16 protein-coding genes are annotated in these 15,460 nt (G+C 70.2%); 9 read left to right on the top strand and 7 right to left on the bottom strand.

The window, feature by feature from the left end:
* Positions 1–22: 22 nt before the first annotated feature.
* The 3 genes from SLINC_RS06765 to SLINC_RS06755 all read left to right on the top strand — a co-directional run bounded on the left by SLINC_RS06765 (position 23) and on the right by SLINC_RS06755 (position 4,104).
* Positions 23–805 (top strand): L,D-transpeptidase family protein, encoded by a 783-nt coding sequence (locus SLINC_RS06765; RefSeq protein ID WP_067427919.1) that lies wholly within the window; start codon positions 23–25, stop codon positions 803–805.
* Between the two features lie 56 nt (positions 806–861).
* Positions 862–2,490, top strand: coding sequence for a peptide-N4-asparagine amidase (locus SLINC_RS06760; protein ID WP_067427918.1), 1,629 nt, complete (start codon positions 862–864; stop codon positions 2,488–2,490).
* Positions 2,491–2,652: 162 nt separating this feature from the next.
* Entirely contained in the window at positions 2,653–4,104 is a 1,452-nt protein-coding gene (locus tag SLINC_RS06755) for a cation:dicarboxylate symporter family transporter (protein WP_079164437.1), read from the top strand.
* A gap of 100 nt (positions 4,105–4,204) precedes the next feature.
* Here the strand turns inward: SLINC_RS06755 and SLINC_RS06750 are convergent, their stop codons facing one another.
* A complete protein-coding gene (locus tag SLINC_RS06750; RefSeq protein WP_067427916.1) occupies positions 4,205–4,660 on the bottom strand; it encodes a MarR family winged helix-turn-helix transcriptional regulator in 456 nt (151 codons plus the stop codon).
* A 95-nt stretch (positions 4,661–4,755) separates the two neighbouring features.
* On the opposite strand from SLINC_RS06750, the gene SLINC_RS06745 reads away from it, so the two are divergent.
* The gene (locus tag SLINC_RS06745; protein WP_067427915.1) at positions 4,756–6,600 is read left to right on the top strand and encodes an ABC transporter ATP-binding protein; all 1,845 of its coding nucleotides are present in this window, start codon (positions 4,756–4,758) and stop codon (positions 6,598–6,600) included.
* A gap of 62 nt (positions 6,601–6,662) precedes the next feature.
* Positions 6,663–7,511, top strand: a complete 849-nt coding sequence (gene mltG, locus SLINC_RS06740) for an endolytic transglycosylase MltG (RefSeq protein WP_067427913.1) — start codon at positions 6,663–6,665, stop codon at positions 7,509–7,511.
* 12 nt (positions 7,512–7,523) lie between these two features.
* On the opposite strand, the gene SLINC_RS06735 is transcribed toward mltG, so the two are convergent.
* The 5 genes from SLINC_RS06735 to SLINC_RS50390 all read right to left on the bottom strand — a co-directional run bounded on the left by SLINC_RS06735 (position 7,524) and on the right by SLINC_RS50390 (position 11,726).
* The gene (locus tag SLINC_RS06735; protein ID WP_067427911.1) at positions 7,524–8,648 is read right to left on the bottom strand and encodes an NAD(P)-binding domain-containing protein; all 1,125 of its coding nucleotides are present in this window, start codon (positions 8,646–8,648) and stop codon (positions 7,524–7,526) included.
* Positions 8,649–8,699: 51 nt separating this feature from the next.
* The gene (locus tag SLINC_RS06730) at positions 8,700–9,725 is read right to left on the bottom strand and encodes an ABC transporter substrate-binding protein (RefSeq protein ID WP_067445110.1); all 1,026 of its coding nucleotides are present in this window, start codon (positions 9,723–9,725) and stop codon (positions 8,700–8,702) included.
* A 79-nt stretch (positions 9,726–9,804) separates the two neighbouring features.
* Positions 9,805–10,545, bottom strand: coding sequence for an ABC transporter ATP-binding protein (locus SLINC_RS06725; protein ID WP_067427908.1), 741 nt, complete (start codon positions 10,543–10,545; stop codon positions 9,805–9,807).
* Positions 10,518–11,420, bottom strand: coding sequence for an ABC transporter permease (locus SLINC_RS06720; protein WP_067427906.1), 903 nt, complete (start codon positions 11,418–11,420; stop codon positions 10,518–10,520). The genes SLINC_RS06725 and SLINC_RS06720 overlap by 28 nt, the downstream gene beginning before the upstream one ends.
* 222 nt (positions 11,421–11,642) lie before the next feature.
* The gene (locus SLINC_RS50390; protein WP_349817350.1) at positions 11,643–11,726 is read right to left on the bottom strand and encodes a putative leader peptide; all 84 of its coding nucleotides are present in this window, start codon (positions 11,724–11,726) and stop codon (positions 11,643–11,645) included.
* Positions 11,727–11,850: 124 nt separating this feature from the next.
* Here SLINC_RS50390 and SLINC_RS06715 point away from each other — a divergent pair, with 124 nt between their 5' ends.
* On the top strand, positions 11,851–12,273 hold the full coding sequence (locus SLINC_RS06715) for a YjbQ family protein (protein WP_067427904.1): 423 nt from the start codon (positions 11,851–11,853) through the stop codon (positions 12,271–12,273).
* Between the two features lie 58 nt (positions 12,274–12,331).
* On the opposite strand, the gene SLINC_RS06710 is transcribed toward SLINC_RS06715, so the two are convergent.
* On the bottom strand, positions 12,332–13,225 hold the full coding sequence (locus SLINC_RS06710) for an alpha/beta hydrolase (RefSeq protein WP_067427902.1): 894 nt from the start codon (positions 13,223–13,225) through the stop codon (positions 12,332–12,334).
* A gap of 213 nt (positions 13,226–13,438) precedes the next feature.
* On the opposite strand from SLINC_RS06710, the gene SLINC_RS06705 reads away from it, so the two are divergent.
* The 3 genes from SLINC_RS06705 to SLINC_RS06695 all read left to right on the top strand — a co-directional run bounded on the left by SLINC_RS06705 (position 13,439) and on the right by SLINC_RS06695 (position 15,460).
* Complete coding sequence (locus SLINC_RS06705; protein ID WP_067427900.1) at positions 13,439–13,876, top strand: NfeD family protein; 438 nt, start codon at positions 13,439–13,441, stop codon at positions 13,874–13,876.
* 29 nt (positions 13,877–13,905) lie between these two features.
* Positions 13,906–15,009 carry an SPFH domain-containing protein gene (locus tag SLINC_RS06700; protein ID WP_067427895.1) on the top strand — a complete coding sequence of 368 codons (1,104 nt, stop codon included), beginning with the start codon at positions 13,906–13,908 and terminating at the stop codon, positions 15,007–15,009.
* Between the two features lie 142 nt (positions 15,010–15,151).
* Positions 15,152–15,460: a GNAT family N-acetyltransferase gene (locus SLINC_RS06695; protein WP_067427893.1), complete on the top strand. Its 309-nt coding sequence runs from the start codon at positions 15,152–15,154 to the stop codon at positions 15,458–15,460.

Raw genomic sequence — 15,460 nt, 5'->3', positions numbered from 1 at the left:
GACGCGATGCGACCATGGAGCGATGCGAAGCGGTGGCGACACATGGCATGGCGACACACGGCGCGCAGTGATCAAGACAGCGGCCCTCGCGTGTCTCCTGACCGTCCTCGCGGGCTGCGGCGGCCCGGGGCCGACAAAGCGCAACGGCACGGACACCGCGACCGCGGGCCAACCCGCCTCCACCGCCCCCACAGCCCCGGCCACCACCGACCCCACACGTATCCCAGGCCTCGGCGACCGCTGGCAGCGCCGCATCCCCGCCGACTCCCGCCAGGTCCTGGCGGTCTACGGCGAGAGCAGGAACTCCGCCCGGTCCACGGTCGCGCTGTACACGAAGCAGGGATCCACGCGGGAATCCACCTGGGACCGCACCCGTGCATGGCCCGCGCACAACGGCAGGAAGGGCTGGACCCCCGACCACCGCGAGGGCGACAAGCGCAGCCCGGTCGGCGTGTTCACGCTCAGCGACGCGGGCGGGGTGCTCCCGGACCCGGGCGCCAGGCTCCCGTACACCCGCTCCGCCGCCTTCGCGGCGCCCCGCTGGTGGGCCAAGTCGTACTGGCACGACTTCGACTACGTCATCGCCATCGACTACAACCGCGTCAAGGGGACCCCGCCGAACGACCAGACCCGCCCCGGGGGATACGCCAAGGGCGGCGGGATCTGGCTGCATATGGACCACGGCAGCGGTACCTCGGCCTGCGTCAGTCTGTCCAGGCCGGCCATGCGGTACCTGCTGCGCACGCTCGATCCGGACCGGCATCCTGTCGTGGTGATGGGGGACAGGGCCGACCTGAAATCCTGAGACTCCTGCGGGAGGCGTCATTGCGGCCAGTGCCCGACCGGACGTAGAACACGGCCATGAAGAGACGGATCATCATGTCCATGCTCGCCGGAGCGACCCTCCTGGCGAGCACCCTGTTCGGGGCGGCCCCGGCACAGTCGGCCGACGCCGCAGCCGAAGCCGCAACCGGCACCGCAGCCGACGTCCCCGCCGAGTTCGGCAGCGACTGGCACGACCCCCTCACGGCCGCCCCGCCCGTCCCCAAGCCCGCCGGCCCGTCCTGCCGGGTCACGCTGGCCGAGGCGCGGTTCCGCGACTTCACGCCGTACAAGGGCACCTACGCGCCGCCCCGGGGGTGCGGCGACAAGTGGAGCAAGGTCGTGCTGCGTCTGGAGGGCAAGGTCAAGGGACGGCAGTTCGACCGGCTCGGATACGTGCATGTCGGCGGCGTCGAGATCTTCCGTACGTCCACGCCGCAGCCCTCGCCCGACGGCATCGAGTGGTCCGTCGAGAAGGACGTCACGCGCTACAGCGACGCCTTCCGGGGCAGCCAGGACGTCGAGATGCTCATCGGGAACGTCGTCGACGACACGTACACGGGGATCATCGACGTCAAGGTCACGCTGACGTTCTATGCGGGACGCCAAGCCGCCACCCCTGACCGGGTGTTGACGGTCGGGGGCGACTCGACCCTCACCACGCCCCGCAACAGCGAGCGCATCGTCGCCGAGGTGTACGCCACCGGCTCCGGGGGCGGCTGCGAGGAGTACTGGTATCTGACGGTGCCCGCCACGGCCCCCTACTCCTGCAAGGCCGACGAGGGCCCCTACCGCGAGGTGCAGATCAAGGTCGACGGGCAACTCGCGGGCATCGCCGCCCCGTTCCCGACCGTGTGGACCGGCGGCTGGTCCAACCCCTTCCTCTGGTACGTCGTTCCCGGACCGCGCGCCTTCGACATCAAGCCGATCGAATACGACCTGACGCCCTTCGCCGGACTTCTCAACGACGGCCGCCCGCACCGCGTGGAGGTCTCCGTGGTCGGCGTGCCCGAAGGGCAGAGCGGCTGGAGCACCCCCGTCAACGTGCTCGTCTGGCAGGACGCGAAGAGCGCGCACGTCGGCGGGAAGCTCACCCTCCACAGGAGCGGCGACCTGACCGACACCTCGACGTACACGCCTGGTTCGGAGCACCGCGTGGACACCGAGGGCGGCCACCGGCTGACCGTCGCGGGGTATGTCGACACCTCGCACGGCCGGGTGGCGACCACCGTCACGCGCGCGCTGGCGAACACCTCCGTGCACCGCTGGACCGACGGCGAGACCATGGACGCGCTCGACGCCGTGTGGTCGGACGACGAGTCGGTCACTGTCGACGGACGCGGACCGGCCCGGACGACGCGCACGCAGCGGACGTACACGATGGACGGCACCACCACGCTCGGCGCGGCCGACCGGCTGCGGACCGAGCTGACCCTCGGCGACCGTGCCGCGGTCACCGAGTCGCGCGACGGGCGGCGCACGGGCCGGCGGCTGCTCGACGACACCTACGCGGGCGACGCCACGTACACCGTCAACGTCCCGCGCGACCAGCGGCACGCGGTCGGCACGTCGAGCGAGCGCTACCGGATCCGCGGTTCGGGCGTCTGCTACGACCGCGCGCTGACCACCGCGCAGGGGGTGCTCACCAAGGACCGCCGCGGCTGCTGAGGGAGTTGTGTGCGATGCGTCACACGTGGCGGGATTTACCTGGCTGAAACGCGGCGGTCTTGTGCGGGATCAACGTCCACTCCAAAGTGATCGACACGGAAGCCGCTTTCCGTATCGCAGAAGTCCCCGTTCAGGCTTCTGTGCGTTCACCGTCCCCTAGGAGTGCCCGTGTCGCCGTCCGTCGTTCCGTCCCTGCCACGACGCGTCGCACGCATCTTGCGTACCTCTCTGTTCGCGCAGGTCGCCTGCGCGCTCGTGCTCGGCATCGTCGTCGGCAAGCTGTGGCCCGGCTTCGCCTCGGACCTTCAGCCGCTCGGCGACGGCTTCACCCGCCTGATCAAGACGATCATCTCGCCGCTCGTGTTCTGCGTGGTCGTCGTCGGTATCGCCAAGGCCGGTGACCTGAAGGCGTTCGGCCGGATCGGCCTCAAGGCCCTGATCTGGTTCGAGGTGGCGAGCACGCTCGCCCTGATCATCGGGCTGCTCGCCGCCAACATCGTCCAGCCGGGTTCGGGCATGCACGTCGACCCGGCCACGCTCAACACCGCGGCGGTGGACGCCAAGACCGGTGGCGGGCACCTGCCCTCGACGACCCAGTTCATCGTGGAAGCGCTGCCCACCAGCTTCATCGGCGCGTTCGCGGAGAACTCCCTGCTCCAGGTGCTGATCCTGGCCTGTCTGGTCGGCGCGGCCCTGCTGCACCTCGGACACACCAAGGTGCCGCAGGTCCTGCCCGCCATCGAGCAGGCCCAGGAGATCATCTTCTCGATCGTCGGCTTCGTCATGCGCCTGGCCCCGATCGCGGTCTTCGGCGCGATGGCCGTCCTGATCGGCCAGTACGGACTCGGCGTCATCGAGACCTACGCCAAGCTGATCATCCTGTGCTACGCGGCCGCGGCCTTCTTCATCGCGCTGCTCGCCGTCGCCCTGAAGATGGTCACAGGTCTCAGCCTGTGGAAGTTCCTGCGCTACATCCGCGAGGAGATGCTGCTCGCGCTGGGTACCGCCTCCACCGAGTCCGTGATGCCGCGCGTCATGCAGAAGCTGCGCAAGGCCGGTGCCCGTGACGACGCCGTCGGCCTGGTTCTGCCCACCGGCTACTCCTTCAACCTCGACGGTGCCTCGCTCTACCTGTCCATCGGCACGCTGTTCATCGCCCAGGCCGTGGGCGTCGACCTGAGCCTGAGCCAGCAGATCACCGTGGTTCTGGTGCTCATGCTCACCAGCAAGGGCATGGCGGGCATCCCCGGCTCGGCCTTCCTCGCCCTGTCCGCGACGGCCTCCTCGCTCGGCGCCATCCCCGCCGGAGCCGTCGCGCTGCTCCTCGGCGTGGACCGCATCATGGACTCGATGCGCGTCGTGACCAACCTGCTCGGCAACTGCGTGGCCGTCTTCGCCGTCTCCCGCTGGGAGGGGGCGCTGGACACCGAGCGGGCGAAGAAGGTCCTGGACCGTGAGATCGTCCCGACCGACGAGGACGACGACGAGAGCCGGGGTGAGCCGGACGCGTCCAAGACTCCGAAGGCGCCGGCCGTCTCCGCGGCCGACGACAAGGACGACCAACTCGCGGCCGTACCCGCTCAGGCCAAGGAGCCCGCCCCCGAGGTGAGTTGACGCACACCGCTCCACGCACACCGCCCCACGCGCACCGCTCCGCACACACCGCGGCCGCCGCTCCGTTTCTCCCGGAGCGGCGGCCGCGGTCCGTTTCACGTCAGCAGTCGCGTCCCTGAGGCGGCATCCCGTCCACCAGCGTGTCCAGCAGCCCGCCGAGCACCTCGCGCTGCTGGTCCGTCAGGGGGGTCAGGATCTCCTCGGCCGCGGACCGTCGTACGTCGTGCAGCTCCCGCAGGGCCTTGAGCCCGTCGTCGGTGAGCTCTATGCGGATCACCCGGCGGTTGGCCGGATCGGGCACCCGCCGCACCTTGCCGCTCGCCTCCAGCCCGTCGACCAGCGTCGTCACGGCCCGGGGTACCACCTCCAGGCGCTCGGCCAGGTCGGCCATGCGAGGGGGTGCGTCGTAGTGGGCGAGGGTGCGCAGCAGCCGGGACTGCGCGGGGGTGACACCGAGGCCGCGCTGTTCCAGCTGTCGCTTCTGGATGCGGTGCACGCGGCGGGTCAGCCGCAGCAACTGCTCGGGGAGCAGACCGTCGGAATCGGGGGTGGTCATGTGGGAACAATATCAGGATCACATTCATTGTGAGCATAGGTAACAATGAGCTAGGCTCCGTCAGTCCTCACCTCCCCGACCCTCCGTAGGAGACCATGCCCCGCGATCACATCGAATGGACCCCGTCGTCCGGCACCTCGCCCGAGCAACCCCGGCAGGTGCGCCGTATCCTCCGACTGTTCAAGCCCTACCGGGCCCGTCTCGCCGTCGTCGGCGTGCTGGTCGGCGCCTCCTCCCTGGTCACCGTCGCGACCCCGTTCCTGCTGAAGGAAACGCTGGACGTCGCCATCCCCCAGGGCCGCACCGGACTGCTGAGCCTGCTCGCGCTCGGCATGATCCTGAGCGCCGTCCTCACCAGCATCTTCGGCGTCCTGCAGACCCTCATCTCCACGACGGTCGGCCAGCGCGTCATGCACGACCTGCGCACCGCGGTCTACGGCCGCCTCCAGCGCATGTCCCTGGCCTTCTTCACGCGCACGCGGACCGGCGAGGTGCAGTCCCGTATCGCCAACGACATCGGCGGTATGCAGGCCACCGTCACCTCGACCGCGACCTCCCTGGTCTCCAACCTGACCAGCGTGATAGCCACCGTCGCCGCGATGCTCGCCCTCGACTGGCGGCTGACCGTCGTCTCGCTGCTCCTGCTGCCGGTGTTCGTGTGGATCAGCCGCCGGGTCGGCAGCGAGCGCAAGAAGATCGTCACCCAGCGCCAGAAGCAGATGGCCGCGATGGCCGCGACCGTCACCGAGTCGCTCTCCGTCAGCGGGATCCTGCTGGGCCGCACCATGGGCCGCTCCGACTCGCTCACCCGGTCCTTCGCCGACGAGTCCGAGCAGCTGGTCGACCTCGAAGTGCGCTCGAACATGGCCGGGCGCTGGCGCATGGCCGTCATCTCGATCGTCATGTCCGCCATGCCCGCGGTCATCTACTGGACCGCCGGTCTCGCCCTCCAGACGGGCGGCCCCGACATCTCCATCGGCACCATCGTCGCCTTCGTCTCGCTCCAGCAGGGCCTGTTCCGCCCGGCCGTGAGCCTGCTGTCGACCGGTGTCCAGATCCAGACCTCGCTCGCGCTCTTCCAGCGCATCTTCGAGTACCTGGACCTGCCCATCGACATCACGGAACGGCAGAACCCGGTCCACCTCGACCGCGTCAAGGGTGAGGTCCGCTTCGAGAACGTGGAGTTCCGGTACGACGCCGACGACGACAGGCAGGGCGCCGTCCTCGACGGCATCGACGTCACGGTCCCCGCGGGCGGCAGCCTGGCGGTCGTCGGCCCGACCGGCGCCGGCAAGTCCACCCTCGGCCACCTCGTGCCCCGGCTCTACGACGTGACCGGCGGCCGCGTCACCCTCGACGGCGTCGACGTGCGCGACCTCGACTTCGACACGCTCGCGCGGGCCGTCGGCGTCGTCTCCCAGGAGACGTACCTCTTCCACGCCTCGGTGGCCGAGAACCTGCGCTTCGCGAAGCCGGACGCGACCGAGGAGGAACTGCACCAGGCGGCTAAGGCGGCTCAGATCCACGAGCACATCGTGTCGCTGCCCGACGGCTACGACACGGTCGTCGGCGAGCGTGGGCACCGTTTCTCCGGCGGGGAGAAGCAGCGCCTGGCCATCGCCCGGACCATTCTGCGAGACCCGCCGGTCCTCATCCTGGACGAGGCGACCAGCGCCCTGGACACCGGCACCGAACACGCCGTCCAGAAGGCGATCGACGCGCTCTCCGCCCACCGCACCACCCTCACCATCGCGCACCGCCTGTCCACCATCCGCGGCGCCGACCAGATCGTGGTCCTCGACTCGGGGCGCGTGGTCGAACGGGGTACGCACGAGGAACTGCTGGAGCGGGACGGCCGGTACACGGCTCTCGTCCGTCGGGACGCACAACTGGAACCGACGGGAACCGGCCGTGTCCCTCATCTGGAACCGACCAGCTGAACCGAAACCGACAAACTGAAAATATGCCGGGTTTGTGACGATATGCGGGTTACCGTGCCCGCATGTACACGAACACTCCGCCACGGAGCACGATTCGACTGACGCGCCGGGGCCGTCTCGCCCTCATCGCGACCGGGGCCGTCGTGGCCGGCACCGCCGTGGCGGTGCCGCTGCTGAGCATGGACAGCGACGCCGAGAAGAAGCCCACCACGCTGCTGATCCCGGAGGGCTGGCGCGCCGGGCAGGTCTACGAGGCCGTCGACAAGGCCCTCGCCCTGCCCGCCGGTTCCACCAGAAAGTCCCTGGGCAAGGCCAACCTGAAGCTGCCGAACGACGCGGAGGGAAACCCGGAGGGGTACCTCTTCCCGGCGACCTATCCGCTCGAACAGCACGAGAAGAAGGCGACACCCGAGTCACTGCTGTCCTTCATGGTCGACACCGCGAACCGGAAGTTCAACGGCGCCCCGATCGCCGCAGGCGCGCAGCGCAACGCCATGAACGTCTATCAGGCGGTCACGATCGCCAGCATCGTGCAGGCGGAAGCGGCCACCAAGGCCGACATGGGCAAGGTGGCCCGGGTCGTCTTCAACCGTCTGGAGCGCGGCATGCCGCTCCAGATGGACTCCACCCTCAACTACGCGCTGAACCGTGCCACGCTGAGGACGACGACCGCCGACACCCGGATCGACAGCCCGTACAACTCCTACCAGCGCATGGGCCTGCCGCCCACCCCGATCTCCAACCCGGGCGAGGAGGCGATGCGCGCCGCCATCAGCCCGACACCGGGCGACTGGCTGTACTTCGTCACGGTGAAACCGGGCGACACCCGCTTCACCGCCGACTACGCGGAACACCAGCGCAATGTCGCCGAGTTCAACCGGAACCAGCAGCGTCCGGCGAAGGCGGGCTGACCCGAGGGGACGTCAGGCGGCGACCGACACGGTCGGCCGAGCCGTGTCGGCCCGCTGCGCGGCGCGGGCAGGCTCTGCCGCCGACAGTCGCCTGATGTCCCGTACGGCGGCGCGGCCCGCACGGTTGGCGCCGATGGTGCTCGCCGACGGGCCGTAGCCGACGAGATGGATCCGCGGGTCGGCGACCGCGCGGGTGCCCTCGGCGCGGATCCCGCCGCCCGGCTCGCGCAGCTTCAGCGGCGCCAGATGGTCGACGGCGGGCCGGAAGCCGGTCGCCCACAGGATGACGTCCGCCTCGACGCGCCGCCCGTCCCGCCACTGCACGCCGTCGGGCGTGATCCGGTCGAACATGGGCTGCCGGTCCAGGACCCCGTCCGCGATCGCCTGCCGCACCGCGTCGTCGAGCGGCAGCCCGGTCACCGAGACGACACTCCTCGGCGGCAGCCCCCGCCGTACCCGCTCCTCCACGAGCGCGACCGCCGCCCGGCCCACGTCCTCGGTGAAGGGCCCCTCGCGGAACACCGGCGGGCGCCTGGTCACCCACGTGGTGGCGGCCGCGTACGGCGCGAGCTCCATGAGGTGCTGCGTCCCGGACGCGCCGCCGCCCACGACGACCACCCGCCGCCCGGCGAAGGCCTCGGGCCCCGGATACCGCGCGGTGTGCAGCTGCCGTCCCCGGAAGGTCTCCTGGCCGGGGTAGCGCGGCCAGAACGGCCGGTCCCAGGTGCCGGTCGCGTTGATCAGCGTCCGTGTCGACCAGGTGCCGTCCGAGGTCTCCACGAGCAGCCGCCCGCCCTCGCCCCCGTCCCGGACGGCTCGCACGTCGACGGGCCGCCGTACCCGAAGGCCGAAGGCGCTCTCGTACGCCGTGAAGTACTCGGCGACGACCTGCGAGGACGGCCGCGCCGGATCGGCGTCCGTGAGTTCCATGCCGGGCAGCGAGTGCATCCCGTGGACCTTGCCGTACGTCAGGGACGGCCACCGGAACTGCCAGGCGCCGCCCGGTCCGGGGGAGTGGTCCAGCACCACGAAGTCCCGCTCCGGCTCGAAACCGGTGCGGCGCAGGTGATAGGCGCTGGACAGACCCGCCTGCCCGGCGCCTATGACGACGACCTCGACCTCACGCGTGTTGTTCACATTTCTACTAACCGTACGGCGGTCCGGCATCTTCCCCGGTGTACGGCCAGGTCACCCCGCCTTCGAGGGACGCGGCGCGGTCGTCGACGGCGGCAGACCGCCGTTGAACCGCGTGTCGGTGAAGCCGCCGAAGTCGACCTTGTTCGGGATGAGCTTCAGCTCGGCGAAGGTGTCGACGATCTTCTGTTCGGAGGCGATGAGCGGCTTGTCGACGGCCACCGGAACCCGGCCGGCGTACGTGCGCTCGACCGCGGCCAGCGCCACGTCCTCGGGCAGCCCGGTCTCCTTCGCCCAGACCTTCGCCCACTCCTGCTGGTGGGAGGCCACCCAGGTGTAGGCCCGCCGCAGCCGCTCAAGGTAGTCCTTGATCGCCGCGGCCTTCTTCCCGTCCTTGAGCGCACTCGGCGCCGCCACCTGGAAGGTCAGCCCGTTGGTGATGCCGTCGCCGGTGGTCAGCACGCGGCCCTGCCCGCCCTTGAGGATCTGCGAGGTGTACGGGTCCCACACCGCCCAGGCGTCGACCTTCCCGGAGGTGAACGCGGCCAGCGCGTCGGCCGGCTGGAGGTACTTGACCTTCACGTCGCCAAGGCTCAGCCCGGCCTTCTCCAGCGAGGCGACCAACTGGTAGTGGGCGGAGGACCCCTGGGCCACGGCGACGGACCGGCCCTTGAGCTGCGCGGTACCGGTCAGCTTCGAGTCGTTCGGTACGAGGATGGCGTCGCCCTTGGACGTACCGTGCCAGGCGGCCACCACCGTGATCTTCGAGCCGGCGCCCGCGGCGAAGACCGGCGGGGTGTTGCCGACCCCGCCGATGTCGACGGCCTTGGCGTTGACGGCCTCCAGCAGGGGCGGGCCGGAGGTGAAGGTGGACCACTTGATCTTGTAGTCGAGATGGTCGAGTTCTCCGGCGGCCCGCAGGATGGCCTCCGAACCCCCCTTCTGGTCACCGACGTCGAGCGTGAGGGAGCCCGAGCCGTCGGTGCCGTCGCCGGTCGAGGCCGACGAGCTGCCTCCGCAGGCGGACAGCAGCAGGGCGAGCGGGAGAAGCAGCGCGGCGGGGACGAGACGACGTCGCATGACGGATCCGTTCTTGTGCACGAGGGGTGTCTTCGAGGCGGGTGAGAGGTGGGCGAGCGAGGTGAGTGGGAGGGGGGATTCAGGCGGCTTCGGCGGCCGTGTCGACACCGAGCCGTTCCAGGAGCGCGGCGCGCAGCTCGCCGAACCGGGGGTCGGCGATGTGGCGCGGGCGGTCGAGGTCGATCTCCTGCTCGTGCGCGATGACTCCGTCGTCCATCACCAGGACGCGGTCGGCGAGCAGGACGGCCTCCTCGACGTCGTGCGTGACGAGCAGGACCGCGCAGCCACGGCGCTGCCACAACTCGCCCACCAGACGCTGGGCGTTGATCCGGGTCAGGGCGTCGAGCGCGCCGAACGGCTCGTCGAGCAGCAGCAGATCGGGCTCGCGGACCAACGCCCGGGCCAGCGAGGCGCGTTGGGCCTCACCCCCGGAGAGGGTCTTGGGCCAGGCGTCCGAACGGTGACCGAGAGCGACCTCCTCCAGGGCCCTGTCGGCGAGGGCGCGTTCGGGCTTGCCGGGCAGGCCCAGCAGGACGTTGCGCCAGACCTTCTTCCACGGCATCAGCCGGGGCGCCTGGAAGGCCACCGCCTTGCGGCGCGGGACAAGGACGGTGCCCTCGATGTCCCGGTCGAGACCGGCGAGGATGCGCAGCAGCGTGGACTTCCCGCAGCCGCTGCGGCCCAGCAGGGCGACGAACTCACCCTGGCGGACGTCGAGTCGGAGGTCGTCGATGACGGCACGGCCGTCGAAGGCCCGGGTCAGCCCCTCGACCCGTACGGCCGAGGTGGTGGTCACCGGCCGGTGAACGTCGGTCGCCATTGCAGCAGCAGCCTTTCGAGGGAGCGGACGATGAAGTCGGCCAGCAGGCCGAGGAAGGCGTAGACGATCAGGCAGACCACGATCACGTCGGTGCGCAGGAAGTCCCGTGCCTGCACCATGAGGAAGCCGATGCCGGAGTCCGCGTTGACCTGCTCGGCGAACACGAGCGCGAGCCATGCGATGCCGAGCGAGTAGCGCAGGCCGGTCATGGCTCCGGGCAGCGCACCCGGCAGGATCACATGCCGCACGAGTCCCCACCGCGAGAGCCCGAGGGACTCCCCGGCCTCGATCAGCTGGGCGTCCACGCCGCGGATCCCGGCGTAGACATTGAGGTAGAGCGGGAAGGTCACGCCGAGCGTGATGATGGCGACCTTGGGTGCCTCGCCGATCCCGAACCAGATGATGAACAGCGGAATGAGTCCCACGAAGGGCACGGTCCGCAGCATCTGCACGGGAGCGTCCACGATGTCCTCGCCGACCCGGAACAGCCCCGACAGCAGGGCGAGTCCGGTTCCTATGACGGTGCCGAGCAGCAGCCCGCCCGCCACGCGGCGCAGCGAGGTGGCCATGGCGCCGGGCAGCGAACCGTCGGCGACGAGTTCCCGCCCGACCTCGGCGATCCGCCCCGGCGAGGCGAGCACGTCCGGGGTCAACACGCCCGTGCTGCTGAGCAGTTGCCACAACGCCAGCAGCAGGAGGGGGCCGGTGGTGCGGCGCAGCCAGCGGGGGACGCGGGTGCGGTGGGAAGAGGCGGGGACGAGGGGTTCGAGGGCGAGGGAGGTCCGGTCGGACGTCTCGCCCTTGGCGAGTTCGGGGCCCGATATATCTGAAATATCGGGCTCGTGAGAGCTGGGTGGGGCATGGCTGATGCTCATGGGTGCTCCACGGGGAGAGCGGCCGGCGGGGGAGACGCGCGTGGGCGCGCGCCGTCAGACCTCAGGAACGGACCGGACCTTCGGACGGATCGTCAGGGACGGTCGGGGATGAGACGGACGGACGCGTGCTCGGCGCGGATCAGACGCTGAAGAGCGCTGGAGGAGAAGCTGTTCGGACGCGAGAGACGCGAGAAGCGCGAAGGACGCGTGAGACGCGAGGCGTCAGCAGCCGCGGCGACACGCGGCGGAAGCCACCCGCAGCAGGTCGATGTGACCGCGCGTGGTGAGCAGGGCTGAACGCAACATACGGCTGAACGTAGCCATGTGGCGTGGCCATGGTCAACGGGCGTCTCGCTAAGTGGACCCCTCGTGGCGGGACGCGGCCGGGGGTTCGTGGCTGAACAGGGAGCCGTGGGTCAGGATGGAAGGCATGTCAGACGCCTTCACCACCCGAGTCCTGAACGTGGCCACCGGCTCCACGGAGCGGGTCGTCGACCTCACCGGCGACTGCGAGTCCTTCCTGCGGGAGGCCGCCGCCGGCCGGGACGGCCTGCTGAACGTCTTCGTCCCGCACGCCACCGCCGGCATCGCGATCCTGGAGACCGGCGCCGGCAGCGACGACGACCTCCTCGCCGCCCTCCACACCCTCCTCCCCGCCGACGACCGCTGGCAGCACCGCCACGGCAGCCCGGGCCACGGCCGCGACCACGTCCTCCCGGCAATCGTCCCGCCCCACGCGACGCTGCCCGTGGTGGGCGGGCGACTGGAGTTGGGGACGTGGCAGTCGGTGTGTCTGGTCGACACGAACAGGGACAACCCCGACCGCAAGGTGCGCCTGAGCTTCCTGGGCTGAGCAAGCTCGTCCCGGAGGGGGCCGCCGCGTCTCCTCGCGCCGGCCCGGGCGGGCGATGTCAGTCGCCGAGTGCCGTGCGCAGGGTGGTGGCCATCAGGTCGATGGCCTCCTTTCCCTCCGGTACCGGGCCGGTGTGGGTGAAGTAGTGGTCGACGCCCTCGAAGACGCGGTGGGTGACCGGAACGCCGGCGGCTTCCAGGGCCTTGGCGTAGGCGTCGCCCTCGTCGCGCAGGCGGTCGTTCTCCGCGGTGATGACCAGGGCCGGAGGGAGTCCGGCGAGGTCGTCGGCCAGGCCGGGGGAGACGAGCGGATGGGCGCGGTCGGCGGGGTCCGGGACGTAGGCCGCGGTGAAGATCCGCATCAGTTGCGGGGTGAGCAGCGGCTTGGCGATGAGGGACCGCTTGGTGGCCGGGTCGGCCTGCTGGTCGAGCGGTGCCGAGTCGATGATCTGGAGGCGGGGCGTGAAGGCGCCGCGGTCGCGGGCCGTACGGCAGACCGCGGCCGTCAGGTTGGCTCCGGCGCTGTGTCCGCCCACGGCGAGTCGTGCACCGTCCCAGCCGTTCGCGGGGCCGTTCGCCGCGACCCACGCGGTGACGTCGTAGGCCTGGGTGACGGCTGCGGGGTACCGCCGCTGCGGGGAGACGGCGTAGTCGACGTTGATGACCACGCAGCCGGCCGTGGCCGCGATGTAGCGGCAGATGTGGTCGTCCTGCTCGGGGCGGCCGACCACGAAACCGCCGCCGTGGAAGTTGATGTACACGGGAGCGGGCGCTTCGGTGGCCGCGGGCGGGCGGTAGACGGTGCAGGCCACCGGTCCGGCGCCGGTCTCCACCCGAAGTGCCTCGGTGCGCTTCGGGATGTCGGTGAAGCGCAGGTCCGCATGGACGCGGCTCATCACGCGGCCGAGCAGCAGTTGGACGGCTCTGGCCTTGATTCCGGGACTGAACGGCATGGCGCGGGCACCTATCGTTGCAAGGTTGAACTAACAGGATTCCTGATAATGGGACCCCTGCCCCGTACTGCGCAAGAGGGGGGACCGTCGACTGTGCGGTGGGGACCGCCCAGCGGAGGCTTCACCTCCCCGTAGTCGACCGTGCCCGTCTCTGTCTGCCCGGCGTTCCGGGAGGTAGCTTGGTGGGGCAGGCCCCTCGAGGAGGGCGGTTCGATGGCGTGGTTCGCATGGCTGCTCGCCGCCGCAGCGCTGGGTGTCGCCGAGTTCTTCACCCTGACCTTGGTCTTCGGACTGCTGGCGGGTGCCGCGTTGGTGGCCGCCGTCGTCGCCGGTGTGGGCATCGGCGTCCTGGGCCAGGTGGTGGCCCTCGCGGTGGCGTCGGCCGCGGGACTTCTCCTCGTCCGTCCTGTCGCGCTGCGGAGCATGGCGCAGCAGCCCCTCACGCGCGACGGCACCGATGCGCTGATCGGCAAGCGGGCGGAGGTCATGCAGGAGGTCACCGCGACCCGCGGCCTGATCAAGCTCTCCGGTGAGGAGTGGTCCGCCCGTGCACTTGACGAGACACTGGTGATCCCGGTGGGAGCGCTGGTGGACGTCATGGAGATCGAAGGCGCCACGGCCATCGTCTACCCCCGCGAGCTCCTTCCGTGAACGGCTGAACGCACAGCAACGGAGGCACTGTGGATCCAGTTGTCATCCCCCTTCTCGTGGCGGCCCTGGTCGTCGTCTTCCTCGTGGCCTCCACTGTGCGGATCGTCCCGCAGGCGCGCCGCTACAACATCGAGCGGTTCGGCCGGTATCGCCGGACGCTGCAACCCGGCCTGAACCTGGTCCTGCCGGTGGCGGACCGCATCAACACCAAGCTCGACGTGCGCGAGCAGGTCTACTCGTCGGACCCCAGGCCGGTGATCACCGAGGACAACCTCGTGGTGAACATCGACACGGTGCTCTACTACCAGATCACGGACCCGCGGGCGGCGGCCTACGAGGTCGCCGACTACCTCCACGCGATCGACCAGCTGACCGTGACCACGCTGCGGAACGTCATCGGCAGCATGGACCTGGAGGAGACGCTCACCTCGCGTGAGGAGATCAACTCCCGGCTCCGTGCCGTCCTCGACGACGCCACCGGCAAGTGGGGCATCCGGGTCAACCGCGTCGAGATCAAGGCCATCGATCCACCGCACAGCATCAAGGAGGCGATGGAGAAGCAGATGCGGGCCGAGCGGGACAAGCGCGCGGCCATCCTGCACGCCGAGGGCGAGCGGCAGGCCAAGATCCTCACCGCGGAGGGAACGAGGCAGAAGGACATCCTGGAGGCACAGGGCACGCAGCAGGCCATGATCCTGCGGGCGGACGGCGAGGCGAAGGCCGTGGAGCTGGTCTTCCAGGCCGTCCATCGCAACAACGCCGACGCGAAGATCCTGGCCTACAAGTACCTTGAGACGCTCCCGCACTTGGCGAACAGCGACAACAACACGTTCTGGGTGATCCCGGGTGAGCTGACCGAGGCGATCCGGACCGTCACCACCGCGTTCGGTGACCAGTCGACGGCCGGCCCTCCCCAACCCGCGCAACCCGAGAAGGCGACCGCCACCGACGCCACGTCGGACGAAGGCCGGACTCCGGAGCTCGCCGCGGGCTCGACGGTCGCCCTCGACGCCGCCGCGGCCGCCGACGAGGCCGAGAGGCAGGCCGCCGAGGCGGTGAGCGACGCCAAGGCGGAGGCCGCGGCCGCGACGTCACCCCAGGTGCCGCACCTTGGACGGGCGTCCGGAGACTGAGCCCCCGTCGGCGCCGCATCCCTCACCTTCTCCGATAGTTGACAGGTCAACATCGGCTGGCTAATTTAGTTGATGCGTCAGGCAGACTTGCGAGTGAGTCGGGCCGGCGTCCCGTCGCATCCGCCGGCTTCAAGGAGAACAGGTGACAGTCAAGGTCGTCGACGTGCCCGAGGAGCGCCGGTACGAGGCCCGGGTCGGCGGACAGGGTGAAGTCGCGGGATTCGCGCAGTACATCCGGACGGCGGAGCTGATCGCGTTCGTGCACACGGAGGTGGCACCGGAGTACGAGGGGCAGGGCATCGGCTCCGCGCTGGCCCGGACCTCGCTCGACGAGGCGCGCGCCGCCGGGCTTCGAGTGCTGGCCACCTGCCCCTTCTACGCGGGGTGGATCGCACGGCACCCCGAGTACGCCGACCTGCTGTACCAGGCCCGGAGCAAGGTCGCCGACTGA

This window comes from Streptomyces lincolnensis (assembly GCF_001685355.1).
GTDB classification, from domain to species: Bacteria; Actinomycetota; Actinomycetes; order Streptomycetales; family Streptomycetaceae; genus Streptomyces; species Streptomyces lincolnensis.
The sequence above is the reverse complement of the archived record's forward strand: the minus strand, read 5'-3'. Positions and strand labels throughout refer to the sequence as shown.

Excerpts from the sequence above, each read along its gene's own strand:
- SLINC_RS06765 (WP_067427919.1), top strand. The coding sequence starts at position 23 with ATGCGAAGCGGTGGCGACACATGGCATGGCGACACACGGCGCGCAGTG.
- SLINC_RS06760 (WP_067427918.1), top strand. The coding sequence starts at position 862 with ATGAAGAGACGGATCATCATGTCCATGCTCGCCGGAGCGACCCTCCTG.
- SLINC_RS06750 (WP_067427916.1), bottom strand. The coding sequence starts at position 4,660 with ATGACCACCCCCGATTCCGACGGTCTGCTCCCCGAGCAGTTGCTGCGG.
- SLINC_RS06745 (WP_067427915.1), top strand. The coding sequence starts at position 4,756 with ATGCCCCGCGATCACATCGAATGGACCCCGTCGTCCGGCACCTCGCCC.
- mltG (WP_067427913.1), top strand. The coding sequence starts at position 6,663 with ATGTACACGAACACTCCGCCACGGAGCACGATTCGACTGACGCGCCGG.
- SLINC_RS06730 (WP_067445110.1), bottom strand. The coding sequence starts at position 9,725 with ATGCGACGTCGTCTCGTCCCCGCCGCGCTGCTTCTCCCGCTCGCCCTG.
- SLINC_RS06725 (WP_067427908.1), bottom strand. The coding sequence starts at position 10,545 with ATGGCGACCGACGTTCACCGGCCGGTGACCACCACCTCGGCCGTACGG.
- SLINC_RS06720 (WP_067427906.1), bottom strand. The coding sequence starts at position 11,420 with ATGAGCATCAGCCATGCCCCACCCAGCTCTCACGAGCCCGATATTTCA.
- SLINC_RS50390 (WP_349817350.1), bottom strand. The coding sequence starts at position 11,726 with ATGTTGCGTTCAGCCCTGCTCACCACGCGCGGTCACATCGACCTGCTG.
- SLINC_RS06715 (WP_067427904.1), top strand. The coding sequence starts at position 11,851 with ATGTCAGACGCCTTCACCACCCGAGTCCTGAACGTGGCCACCGGCTCC.
- SLINC_RS06710 (WP_067427902.1), bottom strand. The coding sequence starts at position 13,225 with ATGCCGTTCAGTCCCGGAATCAAGGCCAGAGCCGTCCAACTGCTGCTC.
- SLINC_RS06705 (WP_067427900.1), top strand. The coding sequence starts at position 13,439 with ATGGCGTGGTTCGCATGGCTGCTCGCCGCCGCAGCGCTGGGTGTCGCC.